This window comes from Niallia alba (assembly GCF_012933555.1).
In the GTDB taxonomy this organism is placed as follows: Bacteria; Bacillota; Bacilli; order Bacillales; family Cytobacillaceae; genus Niallia; species Niallia alba.
Genome location: NZ_JABBPK010000001.1, coordinates 866,361 through 882,796 on the forward strand (window position 1 = coordinate 866,361; position 16,436 = coordinate 882,796).

A 16,436-nucleotide genomic window follows, 5' to 3' on the forward strand; every position below is an offset into this window, starting at 1 on the left:
ATAATTTTAAAAGGTGAGGAGATTCATACTAATGAAGAGATCTTTATTATTTTTGTTATCTTTACTTATGTTATTTGTTGCTGGATGTTCGTCTTCTAGTTCAGGAGGCGCATCAGGTGATAAAGATACACTTACAATTGCCTGGCTCCCTAATGAATCAGGGGCTGATCTTACAGAAGCACGTGATGAAATTGGAAAAATTATTGAAGAAAAGACCGGGAAAAAAGTAAAGCATCAAACAACAACGGATTATATCGTTGCAATCGAAGCAGTTGCAAATGGAAATGCCGACATGGCGTTCTTAGGTGCACAAGGTTACATAGAAGCACATAACAAAAACGATAAAGTACTCCCACTTGTTGTACCAACTGGTGCTTCAGGGACTTTAGATGATGCTGTATACTACAGCTGGTTAGCAGCTGAAAAGGATAATGCGGATCAATATAAAGAAGGCGATGGATTTGCAATTGACAATATTCAAGGGAAGAAATTTTCATTTGTATCCAATAGTTCAACGTCAGGATTTAAAGTTCCTTCCACAGGTATTGTTGATTATTTCAGTGAAAAAGCTGAATTCAAAGATTTAACGGCAGAAGATTTACTTGAAGGCGGAGACGGTAATTTCTTTAGTGAAGTACTATACGGTGGTTCTCACCAAGGTTCGGCAGTTAATCTATTATCAGGGAAAGCAGACGTAGCAGCATTCTGTGATACATGCGTAAATAATTATGTGGAATTAGAAGATGGAGAAGAGAACAGACCAGGTGCGATTTATAAAGTTAAAACAGATGCTGCTGAGCCTTTTAATACTGTTACAGGGAAAGAATTTCAACTTATTTCCGTTACACCAGTATTGAATGCGCCATTTGTCGTAAACACAGACAATATTAGTGAAGATCTTCAAGCACAGCTTCTAGAAGTTATGACCTCAGATGAGATTACAAACAACGAAAAAGTTTTTGTTCCGGAAGACTCTGAGTTCTCAGGATTATTTAAGAAAACGGCGGACGAGCGTTTAGTTGAAGTAAAAGATGAATGGTTTAATCCGATTCGCGAGCTTTCAAAATAAATGGATATAAGGAGAGTTAATCGATGACAACCTTACTAGAAATCAATCATGTGTCCAAGCAATTTGGAAATGATACAAAGGCGTTATCAGATATTAGCTTCTCTGTAAACGAAGGGGAGTTTGTTTCAATCATCGGTCCATCTGGAGCGGGGAAATCAACTCTCCTTCGCTGTATCAATCGAATGATTGATGCATCAAACGGAGAGATTATCTTTGATAACAGCAACGTCCTAAATTTAAAAAAGAAGCAATTAAAAATGGTTCGTACCAAAATTGGGATGATCTTTCAACACTATAATTTAGTGAATCGTTTGAGTGTAATCGAGAACACCTTGCATGGAAATCTAGGCAAAAAATCAACACTTGCCGGAGTCTTAGGTCTTTATAGTCAAGAAGAGAAGGAACAAGCGGTGGAGATTTTATCCGTGCTAGGGCTACAAGAACATATGTATAAGCGAGCGGATCAATTAAGTGGAGGACAAAAGCAGCGTGTTGGTATTGCACGCGCCCTTATTCAGAATCCGCGAATGATGCTATGTGATGAGCCAATTGCCTCACTTGATCCCAACTCCGCTAAGGTCATTATGGATCATCTTCAGAATATTTCATCGAAAATGGGCATTACCGTATTAGTCAACCTCCACCAAGTGGACGTAGCACTAAAATACTCTGATAAAATCATTGGGATTAACAGTGGCCAAGTCGTGTATAACGGCTCTCCAAACAATATCACCAAAGAGGATATTCAACGTATATACGGTTCGGAAGCGGAAGATCTCATTTTTGATGTAGGTGGCATCTATGCAAGCTGATTTCTTTGCAAAAAAGAGAAAAAGTTCCCTTCGTTTTTTTGTTGTTTTAGCTGCTATTACAATATGTGCCATTATCATGACAGAATACAATGTAGTCAAAGGTTTTGAGTCTCTCCCACGGGCTGTTACATGGGCTTTGGGGAATTTTTATCCAACACAGGAGTCTTTAGTAAAGCTTCCTAATATATTAAAAAGCTTGGTGGAAACCTTATTAGTTTCCATTGCGGCAACGACCATTGGAGCAGTATTTGCAATATTGTTTGCCATTATGGGTTCCAATACGACGAAAATCAATGGCTTCTTTGGAAGTATTAGTCGTGGCATTGCAACGATTTTTCGAAATATTGATGTCGCTGCCTGGGCAATGATTCTCCTTTTTTCTTTTGGACAAAGTTCCTTAACAGGCTATTTTGCGTTGTTTTTCGGTTCATTTGGATTTTTAACAAGAGCTTTCGTAGAGACGATAGATGAAGTAAGTGAAGGATCGGTCGAGGCACTAAGAGCAACAGGCGCTAACTATTTTTCAATCATTTTTCAATCTGTAATTCCGTCTAGTCTTCCCCAAATGATTAGCTGGGTACTCTTTATGATTGAAACAAATATCCGCAGTGCCACATTAATAGGTTTGCTTACTGGATCGGGAATTGGCTTTACATTTAATCTCTATTATAAAAGCTTAAACTACGATATTGCTTCACTAGTAGTTATTACAATTGTTGTCTCTATTCTTTTAATAGAATCTATATCTAACTATGTAAGGAGGGTGATTCTATAATGGTAGTTAATAAGCAAGTGGCTGTAGAAGAACAGCTAGATAAGCAAGAACCATCAAAACGCATAAAAATTAAAACGTTAACGAAATCAACCGTTATGATCAGAATCACTCTTTTAGCATTAGCGATTCTCACGATTTATGCTTTTTATAGCTTTGACTATAAAGAGATTGATTTTGGAGAAGCAATGTTCGCGACCTTTGCAAACTTAAAAGCTATGTTTTTTGAAGCACATTTTCAGCATTTTACATTTACGCATGCTCTTTACCAAGTTTTAGTAACGTTAGGTCTTGCTTTTTTAACCACGATATTTGGTGCAATTATTGCGGTCGTCTTAGGTTTATTAGCAGCGGAAAACTTAACATCGAAACGAGTGTCTGTCATTATTAAAGGAATGGTTGCTTTTATAAGAGCGGTGCCGACCGTTTTATGGGTGTTGATTTTTGCTGTCGCAGCAGGTCTTGGTAGTGTTGCCGCTGTTATTGGGATGACGTTTCATTCTGTCAGTTATTTAGTGAAGGCCTACTCTGAGTCTTTTGAGGAACTAGATAATGGTGTGATTGAAGCACTTCAAGCAAGTGGAGCAAACTTTTGGCAAATCATTTTTCAGGCGGTTATTCCATCTTCCCTCACCTATATGATTTCTTGGACATTTTTACGCTTCGAAATTAACTTCGCTGTCGCTGTTGCGATGGGAGCAGCTGCCGGTGCAGGCGGAATCGGCTTTGATATGTTCATGGCAAGCAATTTCTATTTAGATATTAGAGAAATTGGAACCATTACTTTCTTTATTTTAGCAGTAGCCATTCTCCTTGAAGTCTTTGCGACAAGGTTAAAAAGGAAACTTCGAGTAAAAGGATGATTTAAATAGAATTTGGGTGCAGCACTCATCCCTTAAAAGGGAGGGTGTTTTTTGTTATCTTTTAGGTGGGAATATTTTCTGTAGTTAGCGGATGAGAAGAACTGGATATTTTAGCGCAGAAGCTATAGTATATGAAGAAGGCAGACTGAGGAAAAATAGAAGTAGTATTTTTAATAGAGAGAAAATAGGAGTTAATATAAATGAAAGATAAACAGCAAAATACGATCGCGAAGTTGAAGGTTGGGCAAACCTTTCCATTGACGATAAAGCGTTTAGGGATAAATGGAGAGGGCGTCGGTTATTTTAAAAGACAGGTTGTTTTTGTACCAGGTGCTCTTCCTGGAGAAGAAGTGGTAGTGGAAGCAACTAAGGTTCAGCCTAAGTTTTCGGAAGGAAAGGTAAAGAAGATAAGAAAATCCTCTCCTTTTCGTGTACAAGCACCATGCCCTATTTATGAACAATGCGGGGGATGCCAGCTTCAGCATTTAGCCTATGATCAGCAATTACAGGAAAAAAGAGATATTGTTATCCAATCATTAGAACGCCATACAAAGCTGAAAGTCGATAAATTGGATATTCGTCCAACTATAGGTATGGAAGATCCATGGAATTATCGCAATAAAAGCCAGTTTCAAGTGGGACAGCAAAAAAGTGGTGCAATTATTGCAGGTCTATACGGACTTGATTCCCACCGCCTCATTCCTATCCAAAATTGTATGGTGCAGCATCCGTTAACGAACAAGGTATCAGAAGAGGTTCGAAAAATCTTAGAAGAATTCCAAATCCCAATCTATGACGAACGTAAACAAAAAGGGATCGTCCGTACGATTGTAACTAGAGCAGGATTTAATTCAGGCGAAGTTCAAGTCGTGCTTATCACTACCCAAAAAGAAATGCCAAGAAAAAAACTAGTGATGGCAGAAATCCAAAAAAGATTACCAGAAGTGAAATCATTAGTCCAAAACATAAACGGCAACAAAACGTCTCTTATTTTTGGAGAAAAAACAATCCACTTAAGTGGGGAAGAAGTTATCCAAGAAACATTAGGAGATTTAAACTTCGAGCTGTCTGCAAGAGCGTTCTTCCAATTGAATCCTGTGCAAACAGTAAAGCTGTATGATGAAGTGAAAAAAGCAGCTGCTTTAACAGGAAAAGAAAAAATAGCTGATGCATACTGTGGGGTTGGAACAATTGGCTTATGGCTAGCAGATGGAGCAAACGAAGTACGAGGCATGGATACCATCGAAGCAGCGATCACAGATGCGCAAAAAAATGCAGATAGACACGGTATCAAAAATGCAACCTATGTAGCAGGAACTGCGGAACATTGGCTGCCACAGTGGGTAGAAGAAGGCTGGCGTCCAGATGTAGTTGTAGTCGATCCGCCGCGAACAGGTTGTGATCGTAAATTATTAGACGCGATTAAAAAGGTTAAACCGAAGAAGTTTGTGTATGTCTCTTGTAATCCCTCCACATTAGCAAAGGATATTGATTATTTGTCTAAGGATTATAAAGTGGAGTATTTACAGCCAGTGGATATGTTTCCGCATACGGCGCATGTTGAGTGTGTTGTCTTGATGTCAAGGGTGGAGAAATAGGGGCTACTCAAACGCTGATAAATAAAGGATTTCCAAGGTTGGAAGGTTTTCTGCCTGATGTCTGGCAGTGCCTTTCAATCTTGAAAATCCTTGTTTTTGTTTATTTGGGAAACATGTCGACCGTAAAAATGTGTGTAGGGTTGTGGAGACAGATTAGATGACTTCATAGGGTTGTGGAGATAGGATAGATAACAGATAGATTAAAATATCTGAATTGATTTATATAGTTTTTAGAAAAGGCTTTACATTTATTAATATAGTGCTGCGCTTACGCAGCGTAAACTATAAAGTTGCTTGACTTATTGCAGCGAGTATGTTATTCTTTCATAGAGGTGATAGTATGTCTGAATTAGGCAATCGATTGAAAGAAAGTCGCAACAAAAGTGGTTTAAGCCTAAAAGAGGTATATGAAAAAACCGGTATAACAGATTCAAGACTTAGCAAAATTGAGAGAGGACAGATAGATTGTACTCCTGATGATTTAAAAAGACTTGCACATTTATATAACATTCAAATTATACCTCTTTATGAGTTGGCTGGTTACCTGACTAAAGAGGATATTGTAGAATATCAATTTGTGTTTCAAGGTGTTTCTTCTCTTGATGAAGAGGAAATGCAACACATTCAATCGCAAATCGATTTTCTTAACAAAAAAAGGAAGGTTGATTAGATATGATTTTTAGGCTTGGAGAATTATTTTGCGGTCCAGGAGGGATTGCGTGGGGCGCCATGAATGCTACTATTGAAGACCCAAACTTTTCGATTGTACACCAGTGGGCAAATGATTATGATGCGGATACCTGTGAAACATATAGATTAAACATATGTCCCGATGCTCCTCATACTGTTTACCATGAGGATATTCGTAAATTTGATATGTCAAAACTAGCCCCGATTGATGCGTTGGCATTTGGTTTCCCATGCAATGACTATAGTGTTGTTGGTGAGCAAAAAGGTATGGACGGGGTATTCGGTCCCTTGTATTCGTATGGTGTCAAAGCTCTAAAACTGTTTAAACCCAAGTGGTTTTTAGCGGAAAATGTTGGAGGACTTAGAAATGCAAATGATGGGAAAGCCTTCACTATGATCCTCAAGGAACTAAGGGAAGCTGGCTATACAATTAAACCTCATCTCTACAAGTTTGAGGAATACGGAGTCCCTCAAGCAAGGCACCGTTTGATTATCGTTGGCATACGGGATGACATCGATGTTGAATTTAAAGTCCCATCAACAGCGCCTTATGTCGGAATCGATAATACTTGCAAAAATGCAATAGAAAATCCCCCTATTCCAGAGGATGCATATAATAATGAATTGACAAGACAATCCGAAACTGTTGTTAGAAGGTTGCAGCATATTCTACCTGGACAGAATGCATTTACAGCAGACCTTCCAGAAGATTTACAACTTAATATTAGAGGGGCAAAAATAAGTCAAATATATAAGAGGCTCGATCCAACAAAGCCTTCCTACACGGTTACAGGAAGCGGTGGCGGAGGAACACACATTTATCATTGGGAAGAACCACGAGCATTGACTAACAGAGAGCGGGCTAGATTACAAACTTTCCCTGATACTTATAGATTTATAGGAAGTAAAGAGAGTGTACGTAAACAAATAGGAATGGCGGTACCTTGTCAGGGCGCAAAAATCATTTTTGAGGCAATTTTGAAGAGTTTTGCTGGAATTGAATATGAGAGCGTAGAACCAAGTATTAAAGAATGAGAAAGCAGTTACTTTGTAGTAAAAGCAAAGTAACTGCTTTGTTTATACATGGAAATCCATAAAGTACTGCTCATCGTCGATTTTGTAAAAGGTAACATCTGTTCTTCCATAGTTTAGTAAATCTTGTTTTGTTACGAACGCACCATTTCCAAGACCTAAACGGTTTCGGAAGTATTCTCCGAGTTGAGCGTTGCTAAGAGGTGTTGTAATTGCTTTGTCGTTTTGTTGCTCAACTCTTAGGAGAAGAGTATGACCATCGTCTGTAATAACAGTAAAGTGTTGTTTATTTAACGGGAAGAAACCGCTTCTTGCAATTTTTGCAGGAAGATGTATATAAGCTTCGTTTTTGTTTCTGCCCTTTCGTTGACCCCAATTTAATCCGGATTTTTCTCCAACTTCACCCTTATTTGTGAGAAGCGATAGAGTCGTAGAAGTAATACCCTCGCCAGCCAAAGTGGTTAGAGGCTTGTTTTCAGCATCAAGAATTTGATGTGTTGGACGGAGAACGATATGGTCTTCGACCTCTGCATGGTTACAATAAATTGAGTTTGCTTCAACTTCTTCATAAAACTTATAAGCTTCTTTAGGATCACAGCATACAACTATTTCTTTTCTGGATTGGATAAATGCATTCTGCACAAAATCAGCTGAACCTGTATATGCCTGTACTGGTGATTCTTCCTTTAGCCAAATGTATAAATTTGCGTGAACTGGAGGGTTTTCGCAAACATAACTACATGAAAAGCTATCCACTGCTTTTGGATATGTTTTGCCATGGAGTTCCATAAAGCCCTCATGTATAGGAACGCTTAATCCATCGTAAGGAACCATTCCAATAAGCAATGAAATATTTAGAGGGTGCATATTTTGTTCTTGAAAACTCTTAATAAGCCATGATGCCATATTAGGGGTAGCATATCCGCTTAATATTAATAAAGTGTCCGCTCCTTGGAGTGGAGGGGCAAATAAAATCCTTTTTGCTATGTTGTTGGTGAACATCCATTCTTGCCCTCCTATGCTTCTTCTTCTATATCATCCTCAGACACATCATAATACATTGTATCGTGAGGAAGTTTAATATTTGGCACCCAGATTGCTTTTCCACCCCATCCCTTAGTACCAGTCACTTGATACATGGTCAGAACTACTTTGTCATGGAAAGTGCCACCTAGTTTCCAGTCGTTCGGAGACAACAAGGCTCCTGTCCCTTGTGCAACATCTCTTCCTCTTCTGACAATCAAAATACCCTGTCCAGCTGGTTGTTCTGAAAGAAGTGTATCAATGACAGAAAGGAATGCATCTAACTTGAAATCTGGGCTAGCAATAATGTGAGATAATATTTTCTTAATTAACCTCAAATTTACCTGGTAATAAGGATCATCATTGGAGAAAGGCTCCAATAGTTTTGATATATCATCTATGGTGTTATTATCTGGGTAGAACGGATAATAGTTCGTTCCCCCTGAAAGGATATTGACTCGTTTGTTATCAATTACATTCCTTCGAGTTGGATTCAATCCAATTGGATAATAAATTTTTATGTTTTCAATTCCTTGCTCTACTTGTGCGATAATGGCATTATTAGTAGCGTTAATGTCCGCAAATAATTTATAGAGTTGTTCATCTATAAATATCTTCATCATGCCAGAGTCTCTGTCATAACCAAACATCCTACTATGTTGCCACATAGTATCCGCCTGAGGCTTTTTGCTGGTTCTTGTATAATAAATTGTCTGTAGCCCTGGAAAAGTTACGCCTCGGCCTAGAGTGTTTCCGCCTACGATAAAATTACAGCCTGTTGCATAATCTGGACTCTCAACATCTGTTTTTCCATTCATAACAAGAATTTTTATCCCTTTGTTTTCCAACAAATCCTTAGTAGTTTTATAGATAACTTCAAAAGAAAGTTTCTCACTTTTGTTGGGTTCTAAAGAATCATAGTGGGTTTGTAATTCTGTGATGAATTCGGTATTGATATGCTCCATACACCAATCTAGTTCCTTTGCGACATCGTCAGCAAAACGCTGGTGGACATTTTGTCGTACGCTCGGATGTAGAAGGCAATTTGATACTTTTCCTTTTGATGCTAAAATCTGAGCAGATACAGCAAGGTGGCGTATAACAACACTTCGTGTCGGTCGTTTGATAGTTTCAAGAAAATCAATGCATTCAGGTTTACCGCTTGTTGGAAAGAAAAAGTCTCCACCTAAATAGCCATCCCCTGGATGGAAGTAGTATGTAAAATATGGATGCCAACCAGACGCAAGGGTCTGTAATAAGATTGCTTGAGGCGTACCTGTAACCTGTAAGTATAAGCTACTTGATGCTCCATTTTTTATAGAATCCAGATATCTATTAATTGATGACTGACTATTACGGTTTATTAGAGTATTTAAGGAAGCCGCATCCGCCTCATCATCAACGATGAATAGAGGGTTGCCCTTCATAAAGCCTGTAGAATTAAATACATTTGCCCACAATCTTAGTACTCTTGCATTTTTCTTTAGAACGACAATGGCTGGCTTAACAAGGCTATTTTCAATAAATAAGCCTGAGTCGTTTTCGCCACAAATACAGAAGCCGTCTAAGTCGTCTCTAACTCGATCTAAGGTTTGTTGTTGCAAGACAACATTGTCTGTTGTGAGTAAGATGAATGCGGGAAATCCTAAATCTGCAGCTTTGCACATAACGCCAAACATTTGACCAGTTTTTCCAGATTGCACATTACCAAACAACAAGCCAATCTCATGACTTATAAATGAAAAATTGCGAATATGTTGATTGCCAATATCTTCAGCTGTTTTGGAAATGGACTCAGCTAATTTTTCGTTACCTCGCTCTTTTATTTTTTGCAAGTATTTTTTTAAATATTGCATTGATACACCTCTCATTCGTTAGTAATTGTTTCAAACGATAAAACCCACACATCAAGCTCGGTGCCATCTTCGTCCAATGCTTTCTGATCTGTTTTTGAAAGTACAAGGCTATCGCAACCGTATGCTTGTAACATTTCTTTCGTAATCATTCCCTTACGATCAGTATCAGCTTGGGTGTCATTAACTGGTGTTACTAAACCTGCTGCTGCAAGTCTACCTTTAATCCAACGACCAAGAATGAGTTCATCGCCAACAGCACTGAATTGTTTATTGCCATCGCTTGTGGTATGAGCTTTAAACCAATAGCCATCATCGGTTACAACAAAAAAAGGCTTGTTTTTTTCAGGGTAACCTTCTGAACGAGTTATCGCTTTGCTAACAGTCAATTGAGTTTCGTACCAATCACGGGATTTCCTTTTACTTCGTGGTGCGGCATAGCTAACATTTATATTTGACTTTGTGAAATGCTTACCATCATCCATATGCCGCTCATCGTAAGCAGGAACTTTTAATGGCAGTACAAAAGAAACGTCTGTTTTATGCTGTTCATAAAGCTGTACACCAGTTTGGGGAATCTGTGTTACCGTATCAATGCCACTAAGTGATATGTTAACTTCCCTGACTATTGGCATTCCTATAATGTTAGCAATATTATCAGAGCAGTTCTGAGCCTTTAGCTTCTCTAAAAATTCAGCAATTTCTTTACATTCAGTAGCATCATCAGTAACCGATGAGATTTCATATTGCCTACGGTTATTAGCATCTAATTTGATTACACCTAAGTTTGCGGAACCAATAATAGCAGAAAAAGGTTGCCCATCTTTATAAAAGCAGTATACTTTTCCATGATATTTGAATGCTTTTACGATCTTAATTTCACCTATACCAGTCTCTGTCCATTTTTTGTTGATTTCTAAAGCAGTATTATATGATCCTTCTGGCATTCCTTCGATGAAGTACATTCCAATGGTAAGGCATATACTAGATATATTATGCTCTTCGACCAGATTGTCGAGTTCTTCCAAGGCAACACGAGAAATATATCCAACCGCAATTTCAACACGGTCTGATTTTGCAATTTGCTCGTTAAAACAATTTATAATTGTTTGTTGACCCTCTGATGTTCCAAGAGGTAGGATGTTTGAATATAACAGTTTCATTAGCTCACTCCTTTGTTTTTGGTGGGGTTTCTGTAGTTTTTTCAATCTCCATAATATCTGAAATATCGCAGTTAAGCGCCTTACATACTTTTATTAAAATGTCAGTATTAACATTTTCATTTTTTCCAAGCTTAGCCATTGAAGCTGTACTAATACCAGCTGCTTCTCTTAAGTCCTTTTTTTTCATATCTCTATCAATAAGAAGTTTCCATAGTTTTTTATAACTTATGGACATAATATCACCTCGCCTTAGTACCTAGCCTAAGTTAATAAATAAAGTTTATCACAAAGTTAGCGAAGCAACAATTAAAATTCGCAAACGTAAAATAAATGTTGAGGCAATCAAAATACATGTTATAATTTACCTATGAACTAATGTTTGAATAGTAAAAATCCTTAAAGATATTAATTTCATATGGGGTGAGGAGGGAGTGCCTTGGCGGGTAATCGTTCTTTTAAAGATTACGTGGATGGTAGATTCTATAATGAGATATTTTCTGCCATACAAACCTATGCAACGGATAATTGTGAAGATTTAGACTTACGGTTATACAGAGTTCAAAACATTGGCGGCATTGAGTTATCAGATATAGAAGTAAAGTTCGTATCTGTTAATGACTTACCGGACATGAAAATAGAATTTGATGTTGCTGTTGAAGCGGAATTCGAAGTCCGTGAATCAAATCATCGTTATGATGAATCAGAAAATTGCCGGCAATGGTTTATGCTAGAATGCTCAGGTGATTTGGATTGCAATTTGGATGATTTTTCAATCTCTAGTATAACGGAGTATACTAGCAAAAATAAGCAGCCGAAACCTATGTCAGACTCCCTTGTCCCTATCATTCATAAGGAACAACTAGAATCTGTTGCCACAGACTTCCTTAGAAGACATTACCCTGAAGCATTAAAAACCCCGATGGCAGTTGAGCCACAGGTATTGGCAGATAAAATGGGTCTTACAGTAGAAATGCGAGAGATTACAAAGGATTTCTCTGTTTTTGGGCAGATATACTTTCACGACTGTGATGCAGAATTTTTTGATGAAGACAGCGATGGAATGGTACAAACCCGTGTGAATGCCCGTACAATAATTGTGGACCCAAAAGCTTACTTTCTTCGTAACCTGGGATCAGTCAATAATACTATTGTGCATGAGTGTGTTCATTGGGACCAACATAGAAAAGCATTTGAATTGGAACGGTTATATAATAGCAGTGCCACACGAATCAAGTGTCAGGTAGTCGGAGGTATAAAAGACAATACCAGAGATGCAACTGACTGGATGGAATGGCAGGCGAATGCCCTCGCCCCAAAGATACAAATGCCACTTGCTATGTTTAAAACCCAAGCGTTCAAATTTATTAAGCAATTCAGTTCAGAACTGGGAACATCTGAACTTATAGATGTAATGGAGCCAGTTATTGACGCCTTAGCAACGTTCTTCAGTGTATCTCGGACAGCAGCTAAAATTCGAATGATTGATGCTGGATACGAGGAAGCAATCGGAACTTTTACTTATATAGATGGTCGCTACGTCAAGCCGCATAGATTTAAGAAGGGTGCGCTTGAAAGAAATCAGACCTTTTCTATAGGTGCAGAGGATGCTGCTATCCAAAGCATAACCAATCCAGAAATGGCCGCTCTAGTTAGAGACGGAAGTTATATATATGTAGATTCTCACTTTGTGCTAAACCATCCAAAATATTTAACACAGGATATATTCAGACAAACGGTACTTACAGACTACGCACGAACCCATATGGAAGAGTGCTGCTTGGTTTTCGAGTTATCAGTCAAATCCGGGTGTAGGGAAAGATATTATACTGAATGTTTCCTCAACCGTGATAAGACATCAAATATAGATTTTGATATAAAGTATTGTAATGGTTTTGAGTATGCGGCTCCAGAAAAGAAGGCTCAATTACTAGCCGAAACGATAGCTGAAGAAATGCGAATCTATAATGAATTGCCAAATAGCTATACCAGCTCTCTCAAAATAGTACGTGAGTGGAAAAAAGTAACTTATAAAGAATTAGCAGAGAAAATATTGGTCAACGAGCGTACCATAAGACGTATCGTTAATGGTGAGGAACCGGGATCTATTAATTCCATTGTATTGATTTGCCTTGGACTTCATCTACCGCCAAATATTAGCAGTCATATAATTCGCAACTCACCATTTTCATTGAATTTCAATAATAACAGTCATATTTGGTATAACTTTGCATTAACTCACCTATATGCAAAATCGATGGATGAGATTAGAACGTTTTTACAGGAACATGGCGCAGAGCCATTATAAAATTCAATAATATTTTTGAAAAAGCGGACACAGGATGTCCGCTTTTTATTTATTAACTAAGTAAGCCATACATGAATCCTTTTAAGGGTTTGTGTATGGCTTTTTTTATTGTTGTTTTTAGGTGTTTTTGTTGGGAAAAGCGTCATTTTGAGCCTGAAATTAACGGGCATGAGGTGTCCGCCAAGGCTGTCCAATTCTCACCTACAATAATGATAGATGAAGGAAAGGTCCTTCGTAGTTAGCAAGAATTAGACCATTCCTCGTCTACAAAAAAATATCAAATGCCTGATTTGCAATAAGGGCAAAGGATACATATTGCTACGTTTCAGTCCGTTTAGGATTGTTATGCGTTGCAATAGAAGTACCTTACCTTGTTGCGCTCATTTTCAGGACAAAGGGTCTGTGTACTTCGAGGCACAGACCTATTTTTGTATCCTTTGCCGCCAATGCAGTCCGGCGGAAAGGATGCAAAATGAAAATTAGAATTATGTACGACAACAAACCTACCTATTTGGAGGTACCAGACGAGGACTGCACTGTAATGATTGATATGGACTATGAGGACAGGCTGTCCTGTGCCGAAGATAAGGAAACTGTGACTCGACGTTCACCACAGGAGATTATGGACGAACGTTTTAACAAGTCCGACTACAATAACTGGCATAAATTTGATAGACACAGAGGGATGCCCAAAAAACCATTCCGTAAGGACGACGAATCTGAGGATGCAACGGATCATATGGACTATCTCCCCGATAATTTCCAAGAAGTGGAACGGAATAAAAAGGAAGATTATGAATATTACTGTGAGATTATTCGTTCCATTCTCAAGCCAAAACATTCAGAACCTTTTATTGCTGTATATCTTGATGGCATGACAATGACTGAGTATGCAGAGCGTGAAGGTGTCAGTAAAAGTGCCATATCACATCGTTTAAATACAGCCAAGAAGAATTTAAAAAAAGTTTTTCCTGAATCCTCAACTTTCCCCTCTTGCCACGGCTAATAGATAGAGGGCAGCACATAAACGCTCTCGGGAAAGAGGTGAAGAACATGAAACACAACTTGAAAATCAGTGTTTCAAAAACTCCACAGACTGGCGGGATTGTAACTTGCCGTAATGTCACCATAAGGGAGCGTTTCCTTCGTTTCTTACTTGGTGATAAGCAGAAACTGACTATCCTTGTTCCTGGTGACACCGTACAGGAACTCGCCATCAGTGAGATTAAGGAGGGAGGATTAGACCATGAGCAAAATAAAACTACTTCTTGATGTGGTTTCTGATATGCGCTCTTTGGCAGACAGCATACAAGCGGTTGCTGATACGATGGCGAGCAATGTACCTGTCGAAACAAAAGAACCAACTACAACTGCAAAAGAACCTGCGCCAAAGAAAAAGGAAATCACTCTGGAGGAAGTCAGAGCAAAACTCGCTGAAAAGAGTCAAGCCGGTCTTACTGCCCAAGTAAGAGAAATCATCCAAAAATACGGTGGCTCTAAATTAAGCGAAGTTGACCCGAAACATTATGCAGACATGCTGAAAGATGCGGAGGTACTAGGCAATGAGTGATCACGCAGTACTTTCCGCATCGGGGTCCCATAGGTGGCTGAATTGCCTTCCATCTGCAAGATTGGAACTAGAATTTGAAAATAACGAATCCAATGCAGCTGCTGAAGGCACCGCCGCCCATGCTCTTTGTGAACACAAACTTAAAAAAGCACTTCACATGAGAAGTAAAAGGCCAGTCTCGGTGTATAACTCTGATGAAATGGAAGAACACAGCGATGCCTATGTTGAATTTGTAATGGAGCAGTTTGAATTGGCAAAACAAAGCTGTACGGACCCGTTAATACTTATTGAACAACGTCTTGATTTTTCCTGCTATGTACCACAGGGGTTCGGAACTGGTGACTGCATCATCATTGGCGATAAAAAGCTTCATATTATCGATTTTAAGTACGGCATGGGTGTGTTAGTAGATGCAGCAGGAAACCCACAGATGAAATTGTACGCCCTTGGAGCTTTGGAAATCTACGATAGCTTGTATGACATCGAAGAGGTTTCCATGACCATCTTCCAACCTCGCAGGGAAAATGTCAGCACATGGACAATCCCGGTAAATGAATTAAAAGACTGGGCAGAAAACGAGCTTAGACCAAAGGCCAAAAAAGCTTATGAAGGCGAAGGTAACTACCTTCCAGGTGAATGGTGTACATTCTGTCGAGCGGCTGTTAAATGCCGTGCAAGAGCAGAAGAAAAGCTGAAATTAGCACAGATGGAATTTAAACTGCCTCCCCTGCTTACGGATTCCGAAATTGAGGAAGTTCTCTCTAAACTGTCCGACCTTACAAAGTGGGCAAATGAAATCATTGCTTATGCGACGGATGCTGCCGTTAATCAAGGGAAAGAGTGGCACGGCTTTAAGGTAGTCGAGGGCAGGTCTATCCGTAAATATAAGGACGAAGAGGCCGTGGCTGAAGCAGCCAAGGCAAATGGCTATAATGATATCTATCGTCAGAGTCTTATTACCCTTACGGAAATGCAGAAGCTGATGGGTAAATCGAAATTTCAAGAAATCCTCGGTGGTCTCATACATAAACCACCAGGTAAGCCAACGCTGGTTCCACTTTCGGATAAGAGGCCAGCTATGAATATATCAAACGTAAAAAACGAATTTAATGAAATAACGGAGGAATTAGAATATGAATAATCAAAACAGAACGAAGGTTGTTACAAGCATCAACACACGTCTTAGCTATTTTCACGGTTGGGAACCCGTATCCATCAATGGCGGAGCGGAAAAGTACAGCGTATCCGTATTGATTCCCAAAACAGATAAGGAAACCATCAATGCTATCAATGCAGCAGTAGATGCAGCCATTGAAGAGGGCATTGCAAAGTTTGGTGGTAAAAAGCCGAATAAGGCGGCTATTAAACTGCCACTTCGAGATGGTGACGTAGAACGTGATGACGAGGCTTACAAAGGACATTACTTTGTAAATGCCAACAGCAAGACTCCACCCCAAATAGTAGATAAAGCGGTTAGACCTATCCTGGATCGTAACGAGGTTTACAGCGGTTGTTATGCAAGAGTATCCCTAAATTTCTACGCTTTTAACTCTAATGGCAATAAGGGTGTAGCATGTGGTCTTGGCAACATCCAGAAGATAAGAGATGGAGAGCTTTTAGGTGGAAGAACCAATGCAGCTGATGATTTCACAACTATTGATGATGATGATTTTCTAGCATAAGGAA

17 protein-coding genes are annotated in these 16,436 nt (G+C 38.9%); 13 read left to right on the forward strand and 4 right to left on the reverse strand.

What is annotated here, in order from left to right; all coding sequences use genetic code 11:
• Positions 1–31: 31 nt before the first annotated feature.
• From phnD to HHU08_RS04375, 7 genes are all read left to right on the forward strand, one after another.
• Positions 32–1,069: a phosphate/phosphite/phosphonate ABC transporter substrate-binding protein gene (phnD, locus tag HHU08_RS04345; protein ID WP_016202328.1), complete on the forward strand. Its 1,038-nt coding sequence runs from the start codon at positions 32–34 to the stop codon at positions 1,067–1,069.
• A gap of 23 nt (positions 1,070–1,092) precedes the next feature.
• Positions 1,093–1,881 (forward strand): phosphonate ABC transporter ATP-binding protein, encoded by a 789-nt coding sequence (gene phnC, locus HHU08_RS04350; RefSeq protein ID WP_016202329.1) that lies wholly within the window; start codon positions 1,093–1,095, stop codon positions 1,879–1,881.
• Complete coding sequence (locus tag HHU08_RS04355; RefSeq protein WP_169187884.1) at positions 1,871–2,656, forward strand: PhnE/PtxC family ABC transporter permease; 786 nt, start codon at positions 1,871–1,873, stop codon at positions 2,654–2,656. The genes phnC and HHU08_RS04355 overlap by 11 nt, the downstream gene beginning before the upstream one ends.
• Positions 2,656–3,516 carry a PhnE/PtxC family ABC transporter permease gene (locus HHU08_RS04360; RefSeq protein ID WP_016202331.1) on the forward strand — a complete coding sequence of 287 codons (861 nt, stop codon included), beginning with the start codon at positions 2,656–2,658 and terminating at the stop codon, positions 3,514–3,516. The genes HHU08_RS04355 and HHU08_RS04360 overlap by 1 nt, the downstream gene beginning before the upstream one ends.
• Before the next feature lie 200 nt (positions 3,517–3,716).
• Entirely contained in the window at positions 3,717–5,114 is a 1,398-nt protein-coding gene (gene rlmD, locus HHU08_RS04365; protein ID WP_169187885.1) for a 23S rRNA (uracil(1939)-C(5))-methyltransferase RlmD, read from the forward strand.
• A 340-nt stretch (positions 5,115–5,454) separates the two neighbouring features.
• Positions 5,455–5,784 (forward strand): helix-turn-helix domain-containing protein, encoded by a 330-nt coding sequence (locus tag HHU08_RS04370; RefSeq protein WP_063442202.1) that lies wholly within the window; start codon positions 5,455–5,457, stop codon positions 5,782–5,784.
• Positions 5,785–5,786: 2 nt separating this feature from the next.
• Positions 5,787–6,839 carry a DNA cytosine methyltransferase gene (locus HHU08_RS04375; protein WP_035355261.1) on the forward strand — a complete coding sequence of 351 codons (1,053 nt, stop codon included), beginning with the start codon at positions 5,787–5,789 and terminating at the stop codon, positions 6,837–6,839.
• A gap of 42 nt (positions 6,840–6,881) precedes the next feature.
• On the opposite strand, the gene HHU08_RS04380 is transcribed toward HHU08_RS04375, so the two are convergent.
• Genes HHU08_RS04380 through HHU08_RS04395 form a run of 4 tightly spaced genes read right to left on the reverse strand, consistent with a single transcriptional unit; the run spans position 6,882 to position 11,110 of the window.
• The gene (locus HHU08_RS04380; protein WP_000494898.1) at positions 6,882–7,838 is read right to left on the reverse strand and encodes a restriction endonuclease PLD domain-containing protein; all 957 of its coding nucleotides are present in this window, start codon (positions 7,836–7,838) and stop codon (positions 6,882–6,884) included.
• 14 nt (positions 7,839–7,852) lie between these two features.
• Positions 7,853–9,715: a Z1 domain-containing protein gene (locus tag HHU08_RS04385; RefSeq protein WP_001199693.1), complete on the reverse strand. Its 1,863-nt coding sequence runs from the start codon at positions 9,713–9,715 to the stop codon at positions 7,853–7,855.
• An 11-nt stretch (positions 9,716–9,726) separates the two neighbouring features.
• Complete coding sequence (locus HHU08_RS04390; RefSeq protein WP_169187886.1) at positions 9,727–10,875, reverse strand: restriction endonuclease PLD domain-containing protein; 1,149 nt, start codon at positions 10,873–10,875, stop codon at positions 9,727–9,729.
• A 4-nt stretch (positions 10,876–10,879) separates the two neighbouring features.
• Positions 10,880–11,110 carry a helix-turn-helix domain-containing protein gene (locus HHU08_RS04395; protein WP_000028496.1) on the reverse strand — a complete coding sequence of 77 codons (231 nt, stop codon included), beginning with the start codon at positions 11,108–11,110 and terminating at the stop codon, positions 10,880–10,882.
• A 201-nt stretch (positions 11,111–11,311) separates the two neighbouring features.
• Here HHU08_RS04395 and HHU08_RS04400 point away from each other — a divergent pair, with 201 nt between their 5' ends.
• The 6 genes from HHU08_RS04400 (at position 11,312) to HHU08_RS04425 (ending at position 16,432) form a co-directional block, all read left to right on the forward strand.
• Positions 11,312–13,180 (forward strand): helix-turn-helix domain-containing protein, encoded by a 1,869-nt coding sequence (locus HHU08_RS04400; RefSeq protein ID WP_169187887.1) that lies wholly within the window; start codon positions 11,312–11,314, stop codon positions 13,178–13,180.
• A 472-nt stretch (positions 13,181–13,652) separates the two neighbouring features.
• A complete protein-coding gene (locus tag HHU08_RS04405) occupies positions 13,653–14,186 on the forward strand; it encodes a sigma-70 RNA polymerase sigma factor region 4 domain-containing protein (protein WP_235678799.1) in 534 nt (177 codons plus the stop codon).
• A 47-nt stretch (positions 14,187–14,233) separates the two neighbouring features.
• Entirely contained in the window at positions 14,234–14,452 is a 219-nt protein-coding gene (locus tag HHU08_RS04410) for a hypothetical protein (RefSeq protein WP_169187889.1), read from the forward strand.
• Positions 14,427–14,750 carry an rRNA biogenesis protein rrp5 gene (locus tag HHU08_RS04415; protein WP_169187890.1) on the forward strand — a complete coding sequence of 108 codons (324 nt, stop codon included), beginning with the start codon at positions 14,427–14,429 and terminating at the stop codon, positions 14,748–14,750. Before HHU08_RS04410 ends, HHU08_RS04415 begins: the two co-directional genes overlap by 26 nt.
• Positions 14,743–15,891 carry a DUF2800 domain-containing protein gene (locus tag HHU08_RS04420; protein WP_169187891.1) on the forward strand — a complete coding sequence of 383 codons (1,149 nt, stop codon included), beginning with the start codon at positions 14,743–14,745 and terminating at the stop codon, positions 15,889–15,891. Before HHU08_RS04415 ends, HHU08_RS04420 begins: the two co-directional genes overlap by 8 nt.
• A complete protein-coding gene (locus HHU08_RS04425; RefSeq protein WP_169187892.1) occupies positions 15,884–16,432 on the forward strand; it encodes a DUF2815 family protein in 549 nt (182 codons plus the stop codon). The genes HHU08_RS04420 and HHU08_RS04425 overlap by 8 nt, the downstream gene beginning before the upstream one ends.
• The last annotated feature ends 4 nt before the right edge of the window (positions 16,433–16,436 follow it).

Excerpts from the sequence above, each read along its gene's own strand:
- HHU08_RS04355 (WP_169187884.1), top strand. The coding sequence starts at position 1,871 with ATGCAAGCTGATTTCTTTGCAAAAAAGAGAAAAAGTTCCCTTCGTTTT.
- rlmD (WP_169187885.1), top strand. The coding sequence starts at position 3,717 with ATGAAAGATAAACAGCAAAATACGATCGCGAAGTTGAAGGTTGGGCAA.
- HHU08_RS04405 (WP_235678799.1), top strand. The coding sequence starts at position 13,653 with ATGAAAATTAGAATTATGTACGACAACAAACCTACCTATTTGGAGGTA.
- phnD (WP_016202328.1), top strand. The coding sequence starts at position 32 with ATGAAGAGATCTTTATTATTTTTGTTATCTTTACTTATGTTATTTGTT.
- HHU08_RS04415 (WP_169187890.1), top strand. The coding sequence starts at position 14,427 with ATGAGCAAAATAAAACTACTTCTTGATGTGGTTTCTGATATGCGCTCT.
- HHU08_RS04360 (WP_016202331.1), top strand. The coding sequence starts at position 2,656 with ATGGTAGTTAATAAGCAAGTGGCTGTAGAAGAACAGCTAGATAAGCAA.
- HHU08_RS04395 (WP_000028496.1), bottom strand. The coding sequence starts at position 11,110 with ATGTCCATAAGTTATAAAAAACTATGGAAACTTCTTATTGATAGAGAT.
- phnC (WP_016202329.1), top strand. The coding sequence starts at position 1,093 with ATGACAACCTTACTAGAAATCAATCATGTGTCCAAGCAATTTGGAAAT.
- HHU08_RS04380 (WP_000494898.1), bottom strand. The coding sequence starts at position 7,838 with ATGTTCACCAACAACATAGCAAAAAGGATTTTATTTGCCCCTCCACTC.
- HHU08_RS04410 (WP_169187889.1), top strand. The coding sequence starts at position 14,234 with ATGAAACACAACTTGAAAATCAGTGTTTCAAAAACTCCACAGACTGGC.
- HHU08_RS04425 (WP_169187892.1), top strand. The coding sequence starts at position 15,884 with ATGAATAATCAAAACAGAACGAAGGTTGTTACAAGCATCAACACACGT.
- HHU08_RS04375 (WP_035355261.1), top strand. The coding sequence starts at position 5,787 with ATGATTTTTAGGCTTGGAGAATTATTTTGCGGTCCAGGAGGGATTGCG.
- HHU08_RS04370 (WP_063442202.1), top strand. The coding sequence starts at position 5,455 with ATGTCTGAATTAGGCAATCGATTGAAAGAAAGTCGCAACAAAAGTGGT.
- HHU08_RS04390 (WP_169187886.1), bottom strand. The coding sequence starts at position 10,875 with ATGAAACTGTTATATTCAAACATCCTACCTCTTGGAACATCAGAGGGT.
- HHU08_RS04420 (WP_169187891.1), top strand. The coding sequence starts at position 14,743 with ATGAGTGATCACGCAGTACTTTCCGCATCGGGGTCCCATAGGTGGCTG.
- HHU08_RS04385 (WP_001199693.1), bottom strand. The coding sequence starts at position 9,715 with ATGCAATATTTAAAAAAATACTTGCAAAAAATAAAAGAGCGAGGTAAC.